The organism is Amycolatopsis marina, from assembly GCF_900111885.1.
Lineage (GTDB): Bacteria > Actinomycetota > Actinomycetes > Mycobacteriales > Pseudonocardiaceae > Amycolatopsis > Amycolatopsis marina.
This window is the reverse complement of record NZ_FOKG01000003.1, coordinates 249,342-270,753: the sequence shown is the minus strand read 5'-3', so window position 1 is coordinate 270,753 and position 21,412 is coordinate 249,342. Positions and strand designations below refer to the sequence as shown.

The following is a 21,412-nucleotide window of genomic DNA, read 5'->3' as shown; positions in this document are numbered from 1 at the left end:
GGACGGCGTCTCGGTCCGGCGTCGTCCGTGGGCCTCCTACACCCGCAACACACAGAGGGACGTGAGAATCGACCGTCCGCCTGCCTGCGCCGGCCGATCGGGAGCCCTGGCGCGGTGGAGCGAACCAGGGGCGATGACGTGCGCTGTGCGGACCAGCCGGAGGACCAGGGCGAAGGCGAGGAGAGCGAGAGCGACCTGCGCGACTACGGCCAGGCACTCGTGCACGAACCCGTGGGAGCCGTGCTCGCCGCCGCCCTGGCCCTGGTGAGTACCAGTGATGAGTGCGGAAGTCTCCATTCCCGCGTGCGCGGCGATCGCCGGATGCCCCTCCGCTGACGCCGGTGTGTGGTGCATGACGAGCACACCGAAGGCGATGACGAGCAACAGCACACACCGCGCCAACTCGGCTCGCCTGTCAACACCCATAAAAACCACAATAGTCAGCGACCCGTTGGTACTGCTTTTCACTAGATCGGGTCAATGTTGTCTCGTAGGGGCACCAGCTCGTGACTTCCGCCGCAGTAGCCGGTACACACTGTTTAGCTTTCGGCGGATTCTGCCGATGCAGTTGAGAATGCCAGTGGACGGTTCGGCGCACCTGCTGCCGTCGCTCGGCGGCACGCACTCGCGACGGAGGTTTTCGGATGGCGCGCACGGTGCTGCGGAACAGGCCCGAGGACGCCGGAGACCTCGCGGAACTGTTGGACCGGACCGGCATCCTGGCCGCCAGCATCCCCCGCCAACGGCGACGGGATGACGCCGCCGACGATGAGCACCTCGAACTCGTCGTACCGAGCCGGGGGGTCGGGCGTTCCGCGGTGCTCGGCTGGGTGGCCGGCGCCCTGATGCTCGTGGTGGCCTTCGGCGGAATGTACGGCTTTGGTCAACGCGAAGAGCCGGTCGAGTCGGCGGGTGGCCTCACCGAGCAGACCACGGTCTCGGCGCCCGAAGCGCAAGCGCCCATCCAGCCCGCTCCCGCGCAGCCCCAGCCGGTCATGCCGGAGCCGGAGTCGGAGCCGGTGCGCACCGCCACAGCAGCGAAGCCGGAACCCGAGCCTGACACCAAGCAGCCACAGTGGGCGCGGCCTGAGCCGCTGAGCACTCCTGAGGCCAGGGTTGACCTTCCCGAACAGGCCACCGAGCCCAAGCCGGTGACGAAGGTTCGCAAGCAGGTGCGCAGTGTCGTGGAGCCGGCTTTCGAGGCGGCCGACTCCATGATCGAGATGATCCCGGGGTTCGCGCCCCAACGCTGAGCTTCAGACCCCGAGGGACCCGGTGCGTTCGGCCACCTCCGTCCGCGAGCGCACTCCGAGTTTGCGCAGCACCCTGGTGACGTGCTGTTCCACCGTCCGTGGCGACAAAAAGAGCCCGTCCGCGATCTCGCGGTTGGTCCGGCCTGCCGCGAGCATCGACGCGACTTCCCGCTCCCGAGGCGAGAGCTCGTCGCCGTAACCTCTGCGTCCCCGGTGCGAGGGCGTCCAAGCCCCCAGCTCGCGCAATGTGTGATGGCAGCGACCGGCATCGCGGACGGCACCCATCGCCTCGTAGGACCGCGCGGCGGTGCGCAGGTCCTCGATCGCACCACGCTCACCCGCGGCCAACGTGCACCCCGCGCTCTCCTCGGTCGCCTGCGTCGCGGGGTAGGGCATGGACAGGTCGCGGAAAATTGCCGCGGCGGTGCCGAAATCCGCGGCCGCGGTCCGGTACTCGCCCTTCGCGCCGAGCAGCGTCGCCCGCGCCGAAGCCAGCGCTGCCGACGCGTACGGAGCGTCGAGATTCTCGATACTTTCGGCGAACTCGCACACCACTCTTTCGGCGTCACCGGTCCTGCCCGCCATCGTGTAGGCCCGCGCGGCAGCGGGGACCAGATCCGCCGCCCACATCCACACGCCCTTGCGTCGCGCAACGGTCATTCCGTGATCGGCGACGGCGCACGCGCCCACCAGGTCCTCCGTGGCGAGCCGGACCCTGGTCAGCAACCCCGTCGCGCAGAGCACCACAGGAATCACCGCGTGCTCGGGTGCAGCCAGCCCGGTGGCGTGCAGGTGGCGTTCCGCCTCGGCGAAATCGCCCCGCACGGCGGCGAGCGCACCGAGCACGAGTTCCGCCTCCACGATGACCGGTCCGAGATCGTCGTACCGTTCACTTGCCGCAGCGGCTGCCTCGGCGAGTCCCGACCAGTTGCCCGCGGCCCAGTCCAGCCGTAACCGGGTGCCCTGCGCGATGCTCGCCGCGAACAGCGCGCCCGCCGACTCCGCCATGCGCAGACAGTCATCGAGGAGTCGTTCCGCCCGGTCCAGCCTGCCGACCCAGGACTGGGCGTCGGCCAGGTTGCACCAGAACCGGGCCAGCTGCGCCCGTTCGCCCATCGTCCTGGCCGAATCGGGCATGCCCAGGTACTCCTCCCACGCACTGCCGTCGCCGATGTGGGCGCTGACCGCGACGCGGTCGCCCGCGAGCGCCAGCCGCAACTCCGGGTCCTCCACCCGGTCGAGGACCGCGGCGACCTTGTCCATCCACTGCCGGTGCCAGCGCAGGGAGGTCATCCCCTCGATCGGCACCGCCAGCACGTTGTAGCCGCGCACCGCCAGTTCGGGGTGGTCCTCAAGTTCGGCAACTCCCTGCTCCACCTGAGCGCGGGCCCGCACGAGTCTGCCGGGACCGCGGCACAGCAACAGCCCCACCTGGAGCCGGACGGTGCCACGGGCGGTGCGGCCGAGGCCGTCCCCGGCGAGAATCCGCTCCAGTGTCTCCACGACCTCGGTACGGTGCTCACGGAGCGCAAGCCGGCTGAGTTTGACGGCGAGCCGTTCGACGTCGGCGGGGTCCACCGGTCCATTGAGGATCGACTGCAGCACGTCCAGTGCCGCCGCGGTCTCGCCCGCCGCGTCGGCCGCCTCGACGGCGGCCTCCGCGAAACGCTGCCAGTCCGCGAGCCGTCCGGCGGCTCTCGCATGCCCGGCCAGATCCGCCAGTGGCTGCGGCTGTCTACCGCAGAGCAACGCGAATGCCTTGGCGTGCAGCAACCTTCGTTCCGGGACGCTCAGCGTCTCGTAGACGGTGCGGCGGTCGGGAGCGTGCCGGAACCCGTACAGATCGCCGTCGAACGCGTGGAGGACGCTCGCGTCCAGCGCACTGCTGAGGGCCGAGCACAGGCGGCCGCCACGCAAACCGGCCAGGGCGCCGATCACCGCGGCGTCCTTCGGCGCGCCGAGTACGGCAGCGGCCGTGGCCAGCCGCAGCGCGGGTGGGGTGAGCGCGGCGAGACGGGCGTGCATCGACTCCCGCAGCAGCGGGGGAACCTCCAACTCGTCCAGGTCGCGTGGCCAGGCCGGGTGGTTCGCCAGCACACGCATGGTCTCCTCGACCACCTGTGGGATACCCGCCGTCCAGTGGAGCAGCCGCCCCGCGAATTCCCCGCCGACCATCGGCACGCCCAGGACGTCACTGGCGAGTTTGCGCACCGAGGGCAGGTCGAGCGGCCGCAACCGGACGCGTACGTCCGCGCCGACCGGCGAGCCGAGCGCTCCGCCGGGTGGCAGTGCCTCCGGCCGGTAGGTCAGCACGACAGCGAGGTGGGGGACCGGTGGTTCGAGCAGGTATCGCAAGAACTCCCGGGTTCCCTCATCGGCCCAGTGCACGTCCTCCAGTACGAGCAGTGCCGGACCGCAAGCCGTCAACAGGTCGCGGAGTGCGCGGAATTCCCTGTGCCGCAGGGCAGCGCCGGTGACCGGCTCCGGTTCGGCGGGAAGAACGCCCGCCAATTCCGGCAGCAGTGGACGGAGGGCGCCGGTGACCGCGGTGAGCTCACCGAGCTCCGCGCGGGCCAGTCCCCGTAACGCCTCGAGCACCGGACCGAGCGGAAACGGTTCCCGCATCGGCCTGCACCCGCCGCGCAGCACCCGCACCCTGGCGAAGTCCGGCCTGCCGAGCAGCTCCTCCAGCAGGTGGGTTTTGCCGAGCCCGGCCGCGCCCTCGATGAGAGCCAGCGCCGGGCGGCGTTCGAGAGCGGTGACGAGCGCCCTGAGCTGTACCGCGCGATCGGCGGGGCGAGGGCCAGGCGTGATCACCATGGCGCTCTCCTCGACCGGGGTGGGTAGCTGTCCGCACGGTGCCTCGGAGCGTAATGGGGGAAATGACGGTCGGTAAACCTGCCGACCTACGTTCGGCGTGAGCTGATCAGGTTCAGTCCTCGGTTCATGTTGTGTAGGCGGAGTTGAGCCGCACGTACCCCTCGGTGAGATCGCACCCGTAGACGGTGAAGGTGCCGTCCGCGATCCCGAGATCGATCTCGATCACCACCTCCGCACCGCCGAGGTGGTCCACCAGCGCGGCCAGCGCCGCGTCGTCCGGTTCGCTCGGGTAGACCTCGAGACCACCGAAGCTGATCCGGGTGCGTTCGGGGTCGATGTCCAGGTCGTCCTCGCACTTGCCGATCGCCATGGCCACACGCCCCCAGTTGGGATCGCTGCCGTGTACGGCTGTCTTCACCAACGGCGAGTTGACGACGGTCTTCCCGACGCGTTTGGCCTGTGCGTCGTCGCGCGCTCCCGAGACGCGTACCTCGATGAGTTTGCTCGCGCCCTCCCCGTCGCTGGCGATCTCCTTGACCAGGTGGAGTGCGGCCTGTTCGAGCACCTGCTCGAACTCGGTGAGGTCGACCGGCCCGGCGAGCCCGTTGGCGAACACCGCGGCCGTGTCACTGGTCGAGGTGTCGGTGTCGATACTCACGGCGTTGAACGTGCGTGCCACGACGGCCCGGAAGATTCGGTCGAGATCGTCCTGCCCCAGCTGCGCGTCCGTGCAGAAGAAGGCCAGCATCGTCGCCATGTTGGGCTCCAACATGCCGACGCCCTTCGCGATCCCGGTCACCGTGGCGGCGCCACATGTGAGCTGAACGACCTTGGGACGCGTGTCGGTGGTCATGATCGCGCCGGCGGCGTCGGAGAAGTCGAAGCCGGCGAAGGGCAGGCGCAGCTCCCGCAGTGCGGCCCGAACGCCCGGCATCGGGTACTTGACGCCGATGACCCCGGTGGAGGCGATCAGCACCTCGTCGGTGTCGACCCCGAGCGCCTCCGCGACGCTCTGGTGGACCTCGGCCGCGTGGTCAGCTCCCTCCTTGCCGGTGGCCACGTTGGCGTTGCGCGCGAGGACCACGGCTGCCCGCGCGCGCCCCGCTGCCGCAGCCTCCCGGCTGAGCACGACGCTGGGACCGGCGAACCGGGACTGGGTGAACACGGCGCACGACACGGCGGGCACCTCGGACGCGATGACCGTGAAGTCGGCGCGGTCGTCGTCCCCCAGCCCGGCGCTCGCGGTGTGAACCTGGAAGCCACGGGGTCCCGAGCAGCTCATGGCGCACCTTTCGGCAGACGAGGTTGGTGCCGCTCACCAACCGTTTACCAACCAGCGTAATGCATCACTATGCATGGCAGTGCAAATTTTCGGCGCAGCATCCGGCCGTCGTGCGTGTCGCTTCAGCCGGCCAGCGCGCTGAGGAACCTCTCGGTCGCGGTGAGGGCGAGACTGGCTTCGTTGCCGCCGTCCTCGACGAAGACCGCGAACGCGACGTCGCCCTGCCAGCCGGTGAACCAGCTGTGGCTGCGCGGGGGAGTCTCCGTGCCGTACTCCGCGGTGCCGGTCTTGCCGAACACCGGCCCGCCCGGGACGGAGCTCAGTTCGCGTCCCGAGCCTTCGGTGACGACCTCGCGCATGACGGTGCGCAACTTCTCGATCGTCGCCCGGTCCAGCTCGGGGCCGTCGGCCGCGGGAGCGGCCGGGGCCGGATCCGTGATCAGCGAGGGTTGCTTCCACTGGCCACGGGCGACACCCGCGGTCGCCGCGGCCATCGCCATCGGACTCACCACTGTCCGGCCCTGGCCGAACGCGGCCGCGGCCTGGTCGACCGGCTTTCCGCCGGTGCCGACGGATCCGGTGTGTACCGGAACGCCGAGGTCCCACTTCTGCCCGATCCCCAGCTCGGCGGCTGTCTTCGCCAGCCCGTCCTCGCCGAGCTTCGGTGCCAGTAGCGCGAAGGCGGTGTTGCAGGACTGTGCGAAGGCGGCACGGAAAGTGGCGTTCTCGATCCCACCGTCCCATGCGTTCTTGAACTCGCGCCCGCCCACGTTGGTGGTGGCCGGGCAGGACACCGGCGTGTCGAGATCGACCGCACCGGACCCCAGCAGGCTGAGCCCGCTCACGACCTTGAAGGTGGACCCCGGTGGCACCTGCGCGTCCAACGCGAGGTTGTGCATGCCCAACTCGGGCGAGTTGGCGACCGCGAGGACCGAGCCGTCAGAGATTCGGGTCGCGACGATCGCCGTGTTCTTGGTGGCCTCCGCCACTGCCCTGTCCGCCGCGTTCTGCGTGGCGGCGTCGAGCGTGGTCGCCACCGGGGAGCCGGGCTGCTCCTCACTGCGAAACAGCTCCCTGCCGGAATTTGCCCCCGCGTCACCGGTGGCCCCGATGGTCACGGCCATGCTCGGCACCCCGCGCAGCCGCTGGTCGTAGGCCTCCTGCAGGCCGTTGTGCCCCTTTTGATCCCCTGCGCGGAACTGGTCGGCGTCGGCCTCGATGTCCTCCTTGGTCACCGGGTCCACGGTGCCGAGCAGCGCCCTGGCGAAGTCCCTCGTCGGAGCCAGCACACGTGACTCCTCCCGGAACACCGTGCCGGGCAGCTCGTAGATCTCGGGCCGCACTTCGAGGTAGCGCTCCTTGCGGAGGGTCACCACGGGAACGAACGCGTCGGGGTCTGCCTCGCTGATGCGTTTCGGCAGGCCCCCGGTGTCCACCCCGTCCTCCTTGAGGGCTTCCCCGAGCGAGGCGGCAAGGTCCTCGGCGGATTCCACCTTGCTTGGCTGGACGCCGACCACGACGACCGGCCGGGACTCGGTGATCGGACCTCCGCTCGCGTCGAGGATGGATCCCCGCGGGTCCGCGCCGCGACGCAGTGTCAGTCGTTCACCGGCCTTCAGCTCAGGATGCACAATGGCCGGTGTCCATTCCACCTGCCACTGTTCGCCGGCCTGCGCGAGGGAGACCGTGGTCTCATTCCCACCGCACGTCCGGAGCCAGCGTCCAGGCGACGGTGACCGGAGCGCTGGCACGGCCTTCCTCGACGTTGACTTCGCCCGCGCTGAGTTCCGGAGTGCGTCCGCCCAGACTGGCCGTCACCTGCTGGTATTCCGCATCGTGCCCCGGCACGGATCCTTCCTGCCAGGCGCCGAGGAACGTCTCCAGCGACTGCGTCGCCGCGTCCTCGTCGCCCGAGCACGCGGTGACCAGCGTCCCGGCGGTCAGCGGGATCAGCAACAGCGCGGTGCATCGGCGCAGGCGCGATCGGGCAACTGCGCTCCGGGCGGCCACCATCGAGGCGGTTCTCCTTCCCCCTGCGCGACCCCCCGTCGCGCGACATCAACTGACTCTGCGACCGCTACGGACTGTACTCGCAGGGGTATCGCGCTGGCTCACCAAATCGACCGGTACATGGTTGCCGTCTGACGGTGGCAGCGGCTCGCTCACCGGCGGATTCGCGGGAGTTTGGAAAAACAGCGGCTGATCAGTAAAAACAGCTCACATTGAGACGTGAGTCACAATGACGATGGTCTACCGATTAGTAGGCCATACAAGTGTTAGTGGACCGGTTTTCCGCAGCCTGCTTTCCCCTTTCGCTGGTCCGTGGAGGAGTTCTCGGTGCCAACGCAGGAAATGCGTGGCGCGGCGGTGCTGGCCGGTCTCGGCGCCTGGCTGCCGCCGCACGTCGTAGACAACCATGAGCTCTCACAGCGGCTCGACACTTCGGACGAGTGGATTCGCACCCGCACGGGCATCGGCCAGCGGCACATCGTGACCCCAGGAATGTCCACAGTAGATCTGGCCACCGAGGCGGGCGCGCTGGCGCTGCGCTCGGCGGGGTCGGATCAAGTCGACGCTCTTGTGCTCGCGACGGCCACGCCCGATCAGGTGTGCCCCGCGAGCGCTCCACAGGTTGCCAGCAGGCTCGGCCTCACGGGCATCGCCGCGTTCGACGTCAACGCCGTCTGTGCCGGCTTCGTGTACGCACTCGCCACCGCGTCCGGGCTGATCGCGGCGGGCGCCGCGAGCCGGGTGCTGGTAGTGGGCGCCGACACGTTCAGCACCCTCGTGGAGCCGAACGACCGGGGAACGGTGCCGATCTTCGGCGACGGCGGGGGCGCCGTCGTGCTGCGTGCGGGCACACCCGGCGAACTCGGCGCACTCGGGCCGTTCGATCTGCACAGCGACGGCGAACTGGCGGATCTGCTGGTCGTGCCCGCGGGCGGGTCGAAGATGCGCAGGTCCGACGACCCGACCGACTACTTCCTCGCCATGCAGGGCACCGCCGTGTTCCGCCATGCCAGCGCCCGGATGGCGGAGTCGTCCAGGGAGGTGCTGCGTGCGGCGGGCTGGGCGGTCGACGAGGTGGACAGCTTCGTCGGTCACCAGGCCAACGTCCGCATCCTCAACGCCGTGGCCAAGCACCTCGGCGTGCCGAAGGAGGACGTGGTGGTGAACATCGAGCGGACCGGCAACACCAGTGCGGCCTCCATCCCGCTCGCGCTCACCGACGCCTGCGTGGACGGCACCCTGAAGCCGGGGGACAAGGTGCTGATCAGCGCCTTCGGTGCCGGCCTCACCTGGGGCTCCACCGCTCTGCGCTGGCCGGAACTGGCCGACGTCGAGTCCCCGCACCGCGAACAGCGCATCGTGCAGGCCGCCGCCCTCTGAGCGTGCGGACCGACGCTGACCTGGGCTTCGCTACCCGCTCCGGCAATCGGCCCAGGACACGGTCGGGGACTGCCGCCCGCGCAACCGCACCGTCTCGTGGAGGTTCCAGCCCGTGCGCTCGCCCGCGGCGGCGGTTTTGATCACCGGGTCACTGGCCAGTATGCGGCCGGATACCCCCTTCGCGTGCTCGGTCAGGCGGGCGGCCTCGTTCACCGCGTCGCCGATCACGGTGTACTCCATCCGGCTGCTGGTACCGAGCTGACCTGCGAACACCGGCCCCATGGCCACCCCGATCCCCAGGTCGAGCTCGCCGGCCTCGCGGACCTCGTCGCGGATCCGCCGAGCTGCCTGCAATGCCGACGTCGCGGGGTCGGCGAGTCTGGTGGGGGCGCCGAAGATGCACAGCGCGGCATCGCCCTGGAACTTGTTGACCAGCCCGCCGTGGGTGCTCACCGCGTCGACGACGCTGGTGAACAGGCGGTTGAGCTTGCGGACCAGTTCCTCCGGTGGCATCCGGTAGGCCAGCGCGGTCGAGTCGACCACATCCACGAACAACGCCGTCACCTCGCGTACGTCCCCCGAGAGCGAGGCGCCGTACTCCAGTGCGTGCCGCGCGACGTCCGCGCCGACGTGCCTGCCGAACAGATCACGCATCCGCTCCTGCTCACGCAGCCCGGCCACCAGGTCGTTCACCGAGGTCTGCAGGCGGCCGATCTCGCTGGCGTCGTCCACGGGAACGGCGATGTCCGTGCGTCCCCGCGCCACCTCGTCGAGCGCGCTCCGCAGCCGGTGCAGTGGGGTGGCGACGGCTCGCGCGAGCAGGGCGGTCGCGACGGCGCCGACCACGAGGCCGATCGCCGACAGCAGCACCAGGCTCGCGTTGGGCTCCTGTGTGCCGAGGTTGGGTGGTGAGACGACGAGCAGCACGCCGAGCAGCGGCACACCACTGGACAGCGCCCAGGTCACGGCGAGCCTGGTGAGCACGGTGGTCGGCAGGTTCTCCTTGGGCGGGACGACGTCCAGCGCCAGCGTCATCACCGGCCTGGCGACCCATTCGGCGGCCAGGTAGGTGAGGCCGACGGTGGTGAGCCCGCCGAGCGCGATGGTCAGCGCGACCCCGCCCGCGTCCCAGCCCGACCCGAAGGCCGCGGCCAGCACGCCGAGCAACACCGTCCCGATCGACCAGAGCGTGCCGCTGACCAGCGTCATGTCCACCGGAAGTCGCAGGGCCCGCCGTGCCTCGTCCGGTGCGGGCGGGCGCCCGAGGACGAACCAGATTGCCGTGCGCCGCTGCAGGAACGCCGTCCACACCGTGCCGATCAGCAGGGAAAGGGCGACGTAGCTCGCCGCGCAGACGGCGAGGATCCACTCCTTGCCGCCGACCTCGCCGGGGATGCCCTGCAGCGTGAGCAGCAGGAACACCACTCCGGCGCCGCAGACGCTCGAGCCGACGCCGAGGGCGGCGAAGCCGAGACTCGTGCGCAGGACAGTGCGCAATCTCGCGGACAACCGCATCCTGGCCACCGGCTGATCGTATTGCCTGCACGGCACGCACCCGTCCGCTCACCGCACGTCACCCCCGGTGCCCCCGCCCCGCCCCATCTCGCACTTTCCCGGGAAAGTGCGAGATCGTGTACTCCCGTCCCAGGTCACGGGCTTCCCCTCGCGCACTTTCCCGGGAAAGTGCGGTCAGCTGGCTTGCTTCCGGCGCGGGCGGGAGGCCGACTTGACCGCCTTCTCCAGCTCGCCGCGGGTCATTTTCGACCTGCCCTTGATCTCGAGGTCACGCGCCATGGCCTCCAGTTCGGCCTTCGTCATGTCGCCGAAATCGGTCGGCTCGGGCTTGGCCTGTCGCTTCTCCTGGCGTTTACGCCCGCCGCCGCGCTCCCGCTCGCCGGTTTTGCGGCCACGGACGCTGCGTGACAACGCGTCGAACAGGTCCACCACGGTCGTCGGCTCCGGCGGCTCGGACTCGGCGGTGACGGTTCGGCCCGCCTTCTTGTCCTCGATCAGCTTCAGTACCCGCTCGGTGTAGGTGTCTCGGTACTCCTCGGGCTGCCAGTCCTCGCTCATCGACTCGATCAGGCTTATCGCCATGTCGACTTCCTTGCCGCGAACCTGCGCGCGCTCCGGCAGCTTGCGCAGTTCCTTGGCCGGGTCCCGGATGTCGGCCGCGAAATGCAGTGTGTCCAGTGCAAGCACGCCTCCGCCCGACCGCACGGCCGCCACGTATTCCTTGCCGCGCATGACGAATGTCGCGACTCCCGCGCGGTTCGTCTTGGCCATGGCCTCGATGAGCAGGCTGTAGGCCCGGTTGAACTCCTCCTTCGCCGGCGCCAGCCAGTAGCTCTTCTGAAAGTAGATCGGGTCGATCTCGTCGAGGTCGACGAAGGCCTCGATGTCGATGGTGCGCGACCTGCCTGGCGCTATCTGCTCCAGTTCCTCCCGCTCGACCAGGACGTAGTCCCCGCTGTCGAGTTCGTAGCCCTTGACGATGTCCTCGTACGGGACTTCCTTGCCGGTGCGCTCGTTCACCCGGCGGTAGCGAATCCGGTCGGAGGTCCCCCGCTCGAACTGGCGGAAGTGGATGGTGTGGTCCTCGGTCGCGCTGTAGAGCTCGACCGGCACGGTCACCAGCCCGAAGTTCAACGCTCCGCTCCAGATGGGCCTGGCCATCACCGACCTCCTCGTGTCCCTTGTGGGCTATTTTTGCCGCCGATTCCGGTCTCCCGGACCACTTCGGCCGCCGGCTTGTCGTCTCTGATGCCGGTGAACCGGCCGTGCCGCAGCTTGCCGTCGCCAGTCCACTCGGCGAACGTCACCTGCACCACCAGTTCAGGACGCACCCAGTGCGCACCGCGCTCCCGCACCGGCTCCGCGAACGGGGCTGAGGACGTGCGCAGCTGGTCCAGCAGGCCGCGCAGGTACCGCAGCATCGCGACGTCGTAGCCCGTGCCGACCTTGCCGGCGAACCGCAGTGAGCCGTGGTCGTAGTAGCCGAGCAGCAGTGCCCCGAAGCCCGCTCGCGAACCGCTGGGATCGGTGAACCCGCCGACGACGAACTCCTGTTCGCGCACGCACTTGAACTTCAGCCAGTCCTTGGAGCGCCCGCCCTGGTAGGGCGCCGTCGCCCGTTTGGCGATCAGTCCTTCCCAGCCCCGCGCGCACGCCTGCTGGTAGAACCGTTCACCGTCGCCGTTGCGATGGCTGGAGAAGCGCAGGGGATCGGTGAAGTCGAAAGCCTTGTTCAGCAACTGTTTCCGCTGTCGCAGGGGGAGCGGGCGAGCGTCGGACTCGTCGTAGAAGAGCAGGTCGAACAGGTAGTAGTAGACCTGTACGCCCGTCGCCTCGATACGGTCGCGGTCGGTGAGGTGGATACGACCCTGCAGGGTGGCGAAACTCGTCTGCCTGCCGTCGAAGGCCACGATTTCCCCGTCCGCCACGAACCTCGGCCCGCCGGAGACGGCCAGCGCTTCGGCGATCTCCGGGTAACTGCGTTCGATCGCGTTCTGGTTGCGGGACCACAGCGTCACCTCGCCGCCGTCGCGGGAGCAGATCGCGCGCACACCGTCGAGCTTGCGTTCGTACAGCCATTCGTCACTGGAGAAACGGTCCTCGGTCAAGGTCGCCAGCATCGGTGCCCGCCAGCCCGGGCGGGCCGAGGGCGTGCCAGGGTCCGTCATGCGTTCCTGAGTACCCGCGGGTCGGCCCGGCGAAACGATCAGTGCTGGTAGCGGGCCGACGACGTTTGCCTTGCCGCACCGGGGGTAGGCCATAACCGGCCATCACGAAAGGAGCTGACATGACCAAGGCAAGGGACATCATGACCCCGGACGCCGCCTGCGTCTCGGCGAGCGACACCGTGCTCGACGCGGCCAAGCGGATGAGTGACCTCTCGGTGGGGGCACTGCCGATCTGCGGTGAGGACAACAAGCTCAAGGGCATGCTCACCGACCGCGACATCGTCGTGAAGGTGCTGGCGCAGGGCAAGGACCCGCGTGCCGTGCACGCGGGCGAGCTGGCGCAGGGGGAGGCCGTCACGATCGGCGCGGACGACGACGTCGAGGAGTTGCTGAACACGATGTCGGAGCACAAGGTCCGCAGGCTGCCGGTCATCGACGGGCACACCCTCGTCGGGGTAGTGGCCCAGGCCGACGCTGCCCGTGCGCTGAAGGACCCAAAGGTGGGGGACCTCGTAGAGGCGCTGTCCGTGCCCTGATCGGCATCCGTCAGCCATTGGTCGTGACCGAACGTGAGCCGGCTGCCCGATCAGGGGCAGCCAGCTCACGCCGATCATTCGGACGATTCGGTGAGGCCCTCGCGCAGCTGCACGAGGGTCCTTGCCAGCAGCCGCGAAACGTGCATCTGCGAGATGCCGATCCGCTCGGCTATCTGGGTCTGCGTCAGGTTCTGCACGAACCGCAACGCCAGGATCTTGCGTTCCCGCTCGGGTAGTTGCTGGACCAGCGGCTGCAACGCCTCGTGGTTCTCGACGCCCTCGAGCGCACTGTCCTCCTCGCCGAGTGTGTCGCCGAGGGAGCGGCTCTCGGCGTCCGCGGAGAGCACCTCGTCCAGCGACATCGAGTTGTAGGCGTTACCGGCTTCCAGTCCCTCGTAGACCTCGTCCTCGGTGAGCCCGAGATGCTGAGCGATCTCACTGGGCGCGGGGGCACGGCCGAGACGCTGGGACAACGTCGTGCTGGCGCTGCTGATCGACAGATGCAGTTCCTTCAACCTGCGGGGTACGCGCACGGTCCAGCCCGTGTCCCGGAAGTACCTGCGTACCTCGCCCATGACCGTGGGCACGGCGAAGGAGAGGAAGTCGGAGCCGCGGGCCGGATCGAACCTGTCGACGGCGTTGATCAGGCCCACTCTGGCGACCTGGACCAGGTCCTCCTTGGCGACGCCTCGGCCGGAGAAGCGCTGAGCGATGTGTTCGGCGAGCGGAAGATGACCGGTCACCAGCCGATCTCGTAGCCGCACACGTTCCGGATCCTCCTCGGAGAGCGCGGCGAGCTTCTCGAACAGCGGAGCCAGATGCCCGTAGTCGTCCGAAGAGGAACGAGTCGAGGGCTTTCTGGGCGATGGAGGCGTTCCGGATTTGGCCACCGTCACCCGCTGGTCTCCGGCCGCCGTTTGGTCAGTTCTACGTACACCCACGATGCCTGCCCGTTTCCCGTGTGTCCCTCGATCCACGACGAAGCCGAGTCGGTCAGTGTCGTCAGTACCTGCCAGCCGAAGGATTTGGTGCTTGGCGGGGTGTCGCGAGCCGTGACGACCGACACCGTGAACCGAAGTTCTCCTTTGCCCAGGGCGAACCGGCACACCATCCGTGTTTCCGGAACGGCGCGCACGATCAGCGTGGAGCACGCCTCGTCCACCGCGAGCTTGAGGTCCGCGATCATGTCGAGATCGAAGTCGGCTCGCATCGCGATGCTGGAAGCCAGCGACCGGATCAGCGGCAGGTGTTCAAGCTCCGCGCCGAGGCGCAGTTCGATGTCGTCCTTGGTTGCGACGCCTTGCGACGGCGGACCCATCTCGTTCACGCCTCACCTCTGCTGACTGGTCGATATCTCGGAGCGAAGCAGACCCCAGTACACCTCGCGGTCACCTGTCAAGTTCCAGGTTCGGTTGCTTCTCTGACATTGTCGACCCTTTCCGGGGTTCTCGCCGCGTGTGCCTCCGGAGAACATGCATCAGTTGTGCCGGAGCAGGGCGCCGACGCCGTCGTCGAGTTCGAGCCGATCGCGCACGTCCACCAGGTCGGCCCCGGTGGCGACCGCGGCGACCACCAGCGCCTCGTCGGCGCGGTAGCTGCCCGCTGTCGCGCCTCCGGAACCGGCCAGGTCTTCCGCCTTCGTCGCGACCTGGGACCGGTCCGGGCCAATGAGGACGTTGGTGGCGGTGACGTCGCCTACCAGGAGCGTGTCCACCTTTCGTTCACGAAGCGCGGCGGTTACGGCATCCAGCCCCTGCGCTGCAAGGCCCTGCCCGCGGCCGTCCTCGGCCCTGAACCGCTCGGCGACCTCATCGAGCCGTGCTCGCCTGGCCTGGTCGATCACCTCACGTACCGCGGCGCTCAGCTGGGCCGGGTCCGAGCCGGGAGCCCGAGTGCCGGGCTCCACCTCGGTCGCGAGCCTGCGAGCCTGCTCTGGCAGCGCTTCGTGCAGCTTGGTGCGGGACTGCACCTCACCCGCGACGATCACCAGCTGGGCACCCGTACTCCGCGCGAGTTTGGCGACCTCCTCGGCGACCTCGTTGATGTTGTGCTTGATGACCTCGTCCACGTGCTCCTGCAGATGGGCCATGACCTGGCCCGCGTGGGTCACCGCGTGTACGGGATGCTCCCTGCCCTCAGTGGTGCGCTGGGCGACCACCTCACCGAACCGGTCCACAGCGGTGATTTCCGCCCCAACACTGTCGACCACGACCACGACATGTGGGGGAGCGACCTCCCCGTAGCGGGCCAGTGGCAGCAGGAAAGGCAGATCCGAGTGGCGAGCCTGGGCGGTTGCCGGCGGCGTTTCCAGATGCCGGTCAAGCAGAATCCGGTCAGCGGCCGCGATAAGTGCCCGACCGCCTTCGCCCACCGCGCGGTCGCCCTCCTGCACAGCGGCCTCAAGTGAATCCAAAGTGGACTCCGGGGTGCCCTGTTCGCTGAGGCGCTCCCGCAACTCGCGCCACCTGAGCTCGAGCTGCTTCTCCGCGTCCTCCGTCTGGTATGTGTCCTCGAAGTACACCGAGGCGAACGGGCCGTCGGTGGTCACCAGGTCGCGGAACCCCGTAGTTTGCACAGATCCTCCTTGCTTCCGGGCCTGTCCTGCAGCGGCGTGTACCCGATTCACCAGGAAGCGAAACGTCACCCGATGGTCGCGACGGTTCCTGTCAGTCAGGAGCACGCTGCGTACATAAGATGTGACGGTGTGCGTTGTCTGTCCTGCCACACCCGCTTCAAGGGTCGGGGCGCTGTTGCTTAGGCTCACTAACGTGATTGCACGATGACGTGGTGGCACGCGGTTCTCATCGGCCTGGCCGGCATCTGGGCAGGCACGATCAATACCGTCGTCGGCTCGGGGACGCTGGTGACCTTTCCGGTCCTGGTGGCGCTCGGATACCCGCCGGTCACCGCCACCACCTCCAACGCCATCGGCCTGGCACCCGGGACGATCAGCGGTGCTATCGGGTACCGGCACGAGATCAGGGGAGAGCTGCGGCGCCTGCTGGTCTACGGCACCGCATCGTTCCTCGGGGCGATCGGCGGGACCATCCTGCTGCTCTCGCTGCCGAGTGACACGTTCGAAGCGGTCGTGCCGGTTCTCATCGGGCTGGCCGTGATCCTGGTGATCGTTCAGCCGCGGGTCTCCGCGTGGGTCGCGAGCCGCAACGGCGGACGGACGAAGCGTTATGGCCCGCTGCTGCTGTTCCTGATCTTCCTCATCGGCATCTACGGCGGTTACTTCACGGCCGCGCAGGGCGTGATGCTGATGGCGGTCATGGGCATGTTGTTGTCCGACTCGATCCAGCGCCTCAACGGGATCAAGAACGTGTTGTCAGCGATCGTCAACGTTGTCGCAGGCACCATCTACGCGTTCATCGCGCCGATCAGCTGGCCGGTCGTCGGGCTGCTCGCGGCCGGCTCGGTCCTCGGTGGTCTCCTCGGTGCCAGGATCGGCCGCAAGCTCTCCCCGAAGGTGCTGCGCGCGGTGATCATCGTCGTCGGTCTCGCCGCGGTCGTGCAGATGCTCCTGCGCTGAGTCGGGCATAACCCTCACCTCGTTCACAGTCGGCCAATTAAAATCCGGTAATTGACTTACAATTTTTGCCGACGCATCTATTTCCTATTACTTTAAGCCGCATGCCGAATTCTTCGCGTCGTTTCCGCCGTTTTCTGCTCACCGCGTCCGCCGTCGCGTTGTCGGTCGTCGCAGGGACGTTGACCGCCCCCGCGATCGCCGCGCCAGCCGCCTTGGACGACAGTTTCTACGTCCCGCCTGCCGAATTGTCCGGTGCGCCCGGAGACATCATCAGAGCACGTCCTTCACGGCCGGGAACCGCAACGGAAATCGCCGATGCCTGGCAGATCATGTATCGGTCCACCGACGCGCTCGGTGAGCCCAACGCGGTGACGGGCACCGTGCTCGTGCCGAAGGGGGTCGATCCGGCGACCGCCCCCGTCGTCGGTTTCGCGGCGGGCACGCAGGGCCCCGCGTTCCGCTGCGCGCCGTCGAAAATGCTCCAGGGACAGGCCTTCTACGAGCAGCCCGCGCTGGACGGCTTGTTGCGCAGTGGGTACGCGGTCGCCATGACCGACTACGAGGGTTACTCGCCGGAGCCGGCCACGAGTTACATCGTGGGCAGGTCCGAGGGGCATGCGGTGCTTGACGCCGTGCGTGCGGCGCTGCGCCTGCCCGAGGCCGGGTTGTCGGACCAGGCGCCCGTGGCGTTGCGCGGGTACTCCCAGGGCGGTGGAGCGGTGATGTGGGCGGGGCAGCAGCAACCCGACTACGCGCCCGAACTCGACCTGGTCGGCGTGGCGGGCGGCGGAGTCCCGGCCGATCTCGTCCAGGTGGCACTACCGCTGGAAGGCAAGTTCGGGTTCGGCTTCCTGGCTTACGCTCTGATCGGTCTGGACAACGCCTATCCCGAACTTGATCTCGACTCGTATCTGAACGACAGGGGCCGGGCGGAGTTCGCGAAGATGGAGCAGAACGCCTGCACGCTGGAACTGCTCATCGACTATGCGGGCGATTCCCTGAGTGAGTACACGACCAGCAGCCCCGTGCTCACTCCGCCCTGGCTGGCCAGGGTGGGGGAGAACAAGCTCGGCGGATCGGCCATTCCGGCTCCGGTGCTGCAGTACCACGCGAGCGGTGACGAGCTGGTCGCGCCCGGACAGGCGGAGACCCTGCGCGACGACTACTGCGGCCTGGGAATGTCGCTGACGTGGAAGGCCTACGACACCGACCACATCACGCTGGTCCACACCGGCAGCGCCGACGCGCTCGCGTTCCTCGCCGACCGCTTCGCCGGAAAACCCGCCACCTCCACCTGCTGACCCGCCTCTCGACGCCTCGCACTTTCCCGGGAAAGTGCGAGGTGGGCGAGGCCGTGACCTGCGGCGGGAGCCTCCACGCCGCGCACTTTCCCGGGAAAGTGCGGTACTTGCACGCGCACGCAGTCCGGGTTCTTTTGAGGTTTCTGCCCGATATCGGGCAGGAAATTTGCGTCTTCCGGTCCGGCCTGCCAGAGTCTGCGGAATGGAGGAGGTGCCACACTCCGAGCTGGTCCGTCACATCGCCGGATCCACCGGGTTGCCGGCACCGACAGCGGCACGCGTGGTCGCCGACGTCGTCGCCTATTTCAGCGAGACCACCGAACAGTATGTGCGCCGCCGCCACGGGGAGCTGCATCGGCGTGGTCACCGGAACGCGCAGATCTGGACGATGCTCGGCGCCGAGCTGGCCGCCCGGCCCTTCGCGGCGGACCGGCTCACCGAACGGCAGCTTCGCCGCATCGTCTACGGCTGACGCGGTGTGCGGATTGGAAGCATCATGTGTGGAATCGTCGGTTATCTGGGCTCCCGGCCTGCCGGGCCGATCCTGTTGGAGGGACTGCACCGGCTGGAGTACCGCGGATACGACTCGGCGGGCATCGCCGTCGTGCACCGCGGGCGGCTCAAGGTCACCAAGGCGGCGGTGCGGGTCGACGAACTGCGCGAGCTGGTGGGCAAGGGCACCAGCTCGACGGTGGGAATCGCGCACACCAGGTGGGCGACGCACGGTGAACCGACCGATGCCAACGCCCACCCGCATGTGGACGCGAGCGGCCGGATCGCCGTGGTGCACAACGGGATCATCGAGAACGCCGAGGTCCTGCGCAAAAAGCTGACCGCGACCGGGGTGGAGTTCGTGTCGGACACCGACACCGAGGCGCTGGCGCACCTCATCGCCGCCGAGCGGGAGGTCGCGGACACACTGGAGGACGCCGTGCGTGCCGCGTTGCGCGGGGTGGACGGGGCCTACGGCGTCGTCGTGCTCGACCTTCGCGAGCCCGACGAGCTGGTGGTCGCCCGCAACGGCAGTCCGATCGTCCTCGGCATCGGTGACGGCGAGATGTTTGTCGCTTCCGACGTCGCCGCTCTGGTCCGGCACACCCAGCGTGTCGTCTACCTGGACGACGGCGAGCTGGCCACCATCACCAAGGACGACTTCCGCACCAGCACGCTCCAGGCGCGCCGTACCGCCAAGACACCGACCACTGTGGACGTCGCCGAGGACGACTACCAGCTCGGCGAGTTCGCGGACTTCATGCGCAAGGAGATGCACGAGCAGCCGGAGGCCGTGCGCCGTGCACTGATGGGCAGGCTGGACGAGCGCTTCTCCACCGCGCATCTCGGTGGGATCGAACTGGACGCGCGCGCACTGCGCTCGATCCGGCGGGTGAAGTTCCTCGGCTGCGGCTCGGCCTACTACGCCGGACAGCTCGGGGCGAACCTCGTCGAGGAGTGGGCGCGCCTGCCCGCCGACGCCGAACCGGCGTCCGAGTTCCGCTACCGCAATCCCGTCGTCGACCCCGACACCCTGTACGTGGCGGTCAGCCAGTCCGGTGAAACACTCGACACCCTCGCCGCGGTGCAGGAGCTCAAGCGCAAGGGCGGCCGAGTGATCGGCATGGTGAACGTCGTCGGCAGCGCGATCGCCCGCGAGTGCGGCAGCGGGGTCTTCCTGCACGCAGGCCCGGAGGTGTCGGTCGCCTCCACCAAGGCCGTGACGAACATGAGCGTGTGCTTCGCGATGCTGGCGCTGCTGCTCGGGCGGGTCCGGGACCTCTCGGTCGCGAACGGACGCAGGCTCGTGGATGCGCTGGCGGAGCTACCCGCCCAGATCGACGCCATCCTCGCCGACGAGGAGCAGATCATCCGCGCGGCCGAGCGGTTCAGCGCGGCGGAGCACATGTTCTTCATCGGGCGGGTGCGCGGTTGGCCGGTGGCCAGGGAGGGCGCGCAGAAGCTCAAGGAGATCTCCTACGTGCACGCCGAGGCCTACCAGGCCGCCGAGCTCAAGCACGGGCCACTCGCGCTGATCGACGAGCGCATGCCGTCGGTGGTGCTCGTGCCCGACGACGAACTGCTGGCGAAGAACCTCGGCACGATCGAGCAGATCAAGGCGCGCGGCGGACCGGTCATCGCGGTCACCAACGCGGAGCTGCCCGACGGGCTCGCCGATGTGGTGCTGACCGTGCCGAGGTCGGAGCCGGAGCTGGACCCCCTCCTGTTCGCCATACCGCTGCAGTTGTTCGCCTACCACCTGGCGGCACAGCTGGGCAGGGACATCGACAAGCCGCGCAACCTGGCGAAGAGCGTCACCGTCGAGTAGTGCCGCCGGCGCTACGCGCGCCGCTGGAAGCTTGCCGCCGCATCGAGGAACACGTCGTTCTCCTCGGGGGTGCCGATGGTGACCCGGACGCCGTCACCCGCGAACGGGCGGACGACGACCTTGCTGTCCAGTGCGTGCTCGGCGAACTCCGAGGCCCGCTCGGCCAGCGGCAGCCAGACGAAGTTCGCCTGCGTCTCCGGTACGACATAGCCGGAGGCCAGCAGCGCGTCGCGGACCCTGGTGCGCTCGGCGACGATGTCGCGGCAGCGGGCCATCAGTTCGTCCTTGGCGTCGAGCGACGCGATCGCGGCCGCCTGGGCGAGTGCGTTGAGGCTGAACGGCACGTACACCTTGCGCAGTGCCTCCGTCACCTTCGCTGGTGCCGCCGCGTATCCGGCCCGCAGGCCGGCGAGGCCGTAGGCCTTGGAGAACGTGCGCAGTACGGCCACGTTCTCCCGCTCCCGCAGGAACTCCAGCCCGTCCGGCACCTCCTCGTCGGTGACGAACTCCCGGTAGGCCTCGTCAAGGGCAACCAGCACGTGCGGCGGCACCTTGTCCAGGAATCGGGTCAGCTGCGCACGGCGGACGGCGGTGCCGGTGGGGTTGTTCGGGTTGCAGACGAACACGAGCCGGGTGCGCGGGGTGATGGCGTCCAGCATGGCGTCGAGGTCGTGCGTGTGCGTCGCGTCGAGCGGCACGGTGACGGGCGTCGCGCCGGCGATCTGCGTGAGGATCGGGTAGGCCTCGAACGAACGCCAGGCGAACAGCACCTCGTCGCCGGGCTCGCAGAGGGCCTGCACCAACTGCTGGCACAACGACACCGAACCGCAGCCGACGGCGACCTGTTCCGCCGGGACGTCCAGTTCGCGGGCCACGCGGTCGACCAGCGCCCACGCGCCCATGTCCGGATACCGGTTGACCTGAGTGGCCGCCTGCGCGATCGCCTCGGTCACGCTGGGCAGCGGTCCACCAGGCACCTCGTTGCTGGCGAGCTTGATCGCACCGGGCACCGTGCGCCCTGGCACGTAGTTCGGCAGGGAGTCGAGGTCGGCACGGGTGTGGACAGGGGACGTCATCGTCGTGTGGCTCCTGGTGTCGCATTCAATGATCGGGTTGTGCACGGTCGCTGGTTCGGCATTATCCCGGCCGTCACCTGCATGTATCCACCGCGAATCGACCTCCGCAAGCTCCGGCCGATCCCCGTCGGCTGCATTGTGCACAACCCTCAGGTCGTGGGGTGCGTCACCCACGTTATCGGCTCGCGTGACCGCGCCGAACGCCCGAGGTCGTGC

General features: G+C 68.7%; 19 protein-coding genes. 7 read left to right on the top strand and 12 right to left on the bottom strand.

Annotation, left to right across the window (positions count from 1 at the left end; genetic code table 11):
• Nucleotides 1-36: 36 nt before the first annotated feature.
• Complete coding sequence (locus BM199_RS07575; RefSeq protein WP_091671434.1) at nt 37-426, bottom strand: hypothetical protein; 390 nt, start codon at nt 424-426, stop codon at nt 37-39.
• A 218-nt stretch (nt 427-644) separates the two neighbouring features.
• On the opposite strand from BM199_RS07575, the gene BM199_RS07570 reads away from it, so the two are divergent.
• Entirely contained in the window at nt 645-1,253 is a 609-nt protein-coding gene (locus tag BM199_RS07570) for a hypothetical protein (RefSeq protein ID WP_091671432.1), read from the top strand.
• A gap of 3 nt (nt 1,254-1,256) precedes the next feature.
• On the opposite strand, the gene BM199_RS07565 is transcribed toward BM199_RS07570, so the two are convergent.
• From BM199_RS07565 to BM199_RS33210, 4 genes are all read right to left on the bottom strand, one after another.
• Nucleotides 1,257-4,073 (bottom strand): ATP-binding protein, encoded by a 2,817-nt coding sequence (locus BM199_RS07565; protein WP_091671430.1) that lies wholly within the window; start codon nt 4,071-4,073, stop codon nt 1,257-1,259.
• A gap of 124 nt (nt 4,074-4,197) precedes the next feature.
• The gene (argJ, locus tag BM199_RS07560) at nt 4,198-5,355 is read right to left on the bottom strand and encodes a bifunctional glutamate N-acetyltransferase/amino-acid acetyltransferase ArgJ (protein ID WP_091671428.1); all 1,158 of its coding nucleotides are present in this window, start codon (nt 5,353-5,355) and stop codon (nt 4,198-4,200) included.
• Nucleotides 5,356-5,477: 122 nt separating this feature from the next.
• Nucleotides 5,478-7,007: a penicillin-binding transpeptidase domain-containing protein gene (locus BM199_RS07555; protein WP_177242510.1), complete on the bottom strand. Its 1,530-nt coding sequence runs from the start codon at nt 7,005-7,007 to the stop codon at nt 5,478-5,480.
• A gap of 40 nt (nt 7,008-7,047) precedes the next feature.
• On the bottom strand, nt 7,048-7,368 hold the full coding sequence (locus BM199_RS33210; protein WP_143101785.1) for a hypothetical protein: 321 nt from the start codon (nt 7,366-7,368) through the stop codon (nt 7,048-7,050).
• Between the two features lie 324 nt (nt 7,369-7,692).
• Here BM199_RS33210 and BM199_RS07550 point away from each other — a divergent pair, with 324 nt between their 5' ends.
• Nucleotides 7,693-8,745 carry a beta-ketoacyl-ACP synthase III gene (locus BM199_RS07550; RefSeq protein WP_177242509.1) on the top strand — a complete coding sequence of 351 codons (1,053 nt, stop codon included), beginning with the start codon at nt 7,693-7,695 and terminating at the stop codon, nt 8,743-8,745.
• Nucleotides 8,746-8,775: 30 nt separating this feature from the next.
• On the opposite strand, the gene BM199_RS07545 is transcribed toward BM199_RS07550, so the two are convergent.
• The 3 genes from BM199_RS07545 to ligD form a co-directional block, all read right to left on the bottom strand.
• Complete coding sequence (locus BM199_RS07545) at nt 8,776-10,260, bottom strand: adenylate/guanylate cyclase domain-containing protein (protein WP_091671637.1); 1,485 nt, start codon at nt 10,258-10,260, stop codon at nt 8,776-8,778.
• Between the two features lie 174 nt (nt 10,261-10,434).
• Nucleotides 10,435-11,421, bottom strand: a complete 987-nt coding sequence (ku, locus tag BM199_RS07540) for a non-homologous end joining protein Ku (protein ID WP_091671426.1) — start codon at nt 11,419-11,421, stop codon at nt 10,435-10,437.
• Nucleotides 11,421-12,428, bottom strand: a complete 1,008-nt coding sequence (ligD, locus tag BM199_RS07535; protein WP_245788211.1) for a non-homologous end-joining DNA ligase — start codon at nt 12,426-12,428, stop codon at nt 11,421-11,423. The genes ku and ligD overlap by 1 nt, the downstream gene beginning before the upstream one ends.
• Before the next feature lie 119 nt (nt 12,429-12,547).
• Here ligD and BM199_RS07530 point away from each other — a divergent pair, with 119 nt between their 5' ends.
• A complete protein-coding gene (locus BM199_RS07530; protein ID WP_091671424.1) occupies nt 12,548-12,964 on the top strand; it encodes a CBS domain-containing protein in 417 nt (138 codons plus the stop codon).
• A gap of 74 nt (nt 12,965-13,038) precedes the next feature.
• On the opposite strand, the gene BM199_RS07525 is transcribed toward BM199_RS07530, so the two are convergent.
• The 3 genes from BM199_RS07525 to BM199_RS07515 all read right to left on the bottom strand — a co-directional run bounded on the left by BM199_RS07525 (nt 13,039) and on the right by BM199_RS07515 (nt 15,539).
• Nucleotides 13,039-13,860 carry a SigB/SigF/SigG family RNA polymerase sigma factor gene (locus BM199_RS07525; RefSeq protein ID WP_425425505.1) on the bottom strand — a complete coding sequence of 274 codons (822 nt, stop codon included), beginning with the start codon at nt 13,858-13,860 and terminating at the stop codon, nt 13,039-13,041.
• Nucleotides 13,857-14,291 (bottom strand): ATP-binding protein, encoded by a 435-nt coding sequence (locus tag BM199_RS07520; RefSeq protein WP_425425504.1) that lies wholly within the window; start codon nt 14,289-14,291, stop codon nt 13,857-13,859. The genes BM199_RS07525 and BM199_RS07520 overlap by 4 nt, the downstream gene beginning before the upstream one ends.
• Nucleotides 14,292-14,441: 150 nt before the next feature.
• Nucleotides 14,442-15,539, bottom strand: a complete 1,098-nt coding sequence (locus BM199_RS07515) for an Rv2629 family ribosome hibernation factor (RefSeq protein ID WP_091671422.1) — start codon at nt 15,537-15,539, stop codon at nt 14,442-14,444.
• A 204-nt stretch (nt 15,540-15,743) separates the two neighbouring features.
• Between BM199_RS07515 and BM199_RS07510 the strand changes: the two genes are divergently transcribed.
• The 4 genes from BM199_RS07510 (at nt 15,744) to glmS (ending at nt 20,120) form a co-directional block, all read left to right on the top strand.
• A complete protein-coding gene (locus tag BM199_RS07510) occupies nt 15,744-16,499 on the top strand; it encodes a sulfite exporter TauE/SafE family protein (RefSeq protein WP_091671420.1) in 756 nt (251 codons plus the stop codon).
• Between the two features lie 101 nt (nt 16,500-16,600).
• On the top strand, nt 16,601-17,800 hold the full coding sequence (locus BM199_RS07505) for a lipase family protein (protein ID WP_091671418.1): 1,200 nt from the start codon (nt 16,601-16,603) through the stop codon (nt 17,798-17,800).
• Between the two features lie 202 nt (nt 17,801-18,002).
• Entirely contained in the window at nt 18,003-18,272 is a 270-nt protein-coding gene (locus tag BM199_RS07500) for a hypothetical protein (RefSeq protein ID WP_091671417.1), read from the top strand.
• A gap of 24 nt (nt 18,273-18,296) precedes the next feature.
• Nucleotides 18,297-20,120 carry a glutamine--fructose-6-phosphate transaminase (isomerizing) gene (glmS, locus tag BM199_RS07495; protein ID WP_091671414.1) on the top strand — a complete coding sequence of 608 codons (1,824 nt, stop codon included), beginning with the start codon at nt 18,297-18,299 and terminating at the stop codon, nt 20,118-20,120.
• A gap of 11 nt (nt 20,121-20,131) precedes the next feature.
• Here glmS and hisC read toward each other — a convergent pair whose 3' ends face one another.
• A complete protein-coding gene (hisC, locus tag BM199_RS07490) occupies nt 20,132-21,196 on the bottom strand; it encodes a histidinol-phosphate transaminase (protein ID WP_091671412.1) in 1,065 nt (354 codons plus the stop codon).
• Between the last annotated feature and the right edge of the window lie 216 nt (nt 21,197-21,412).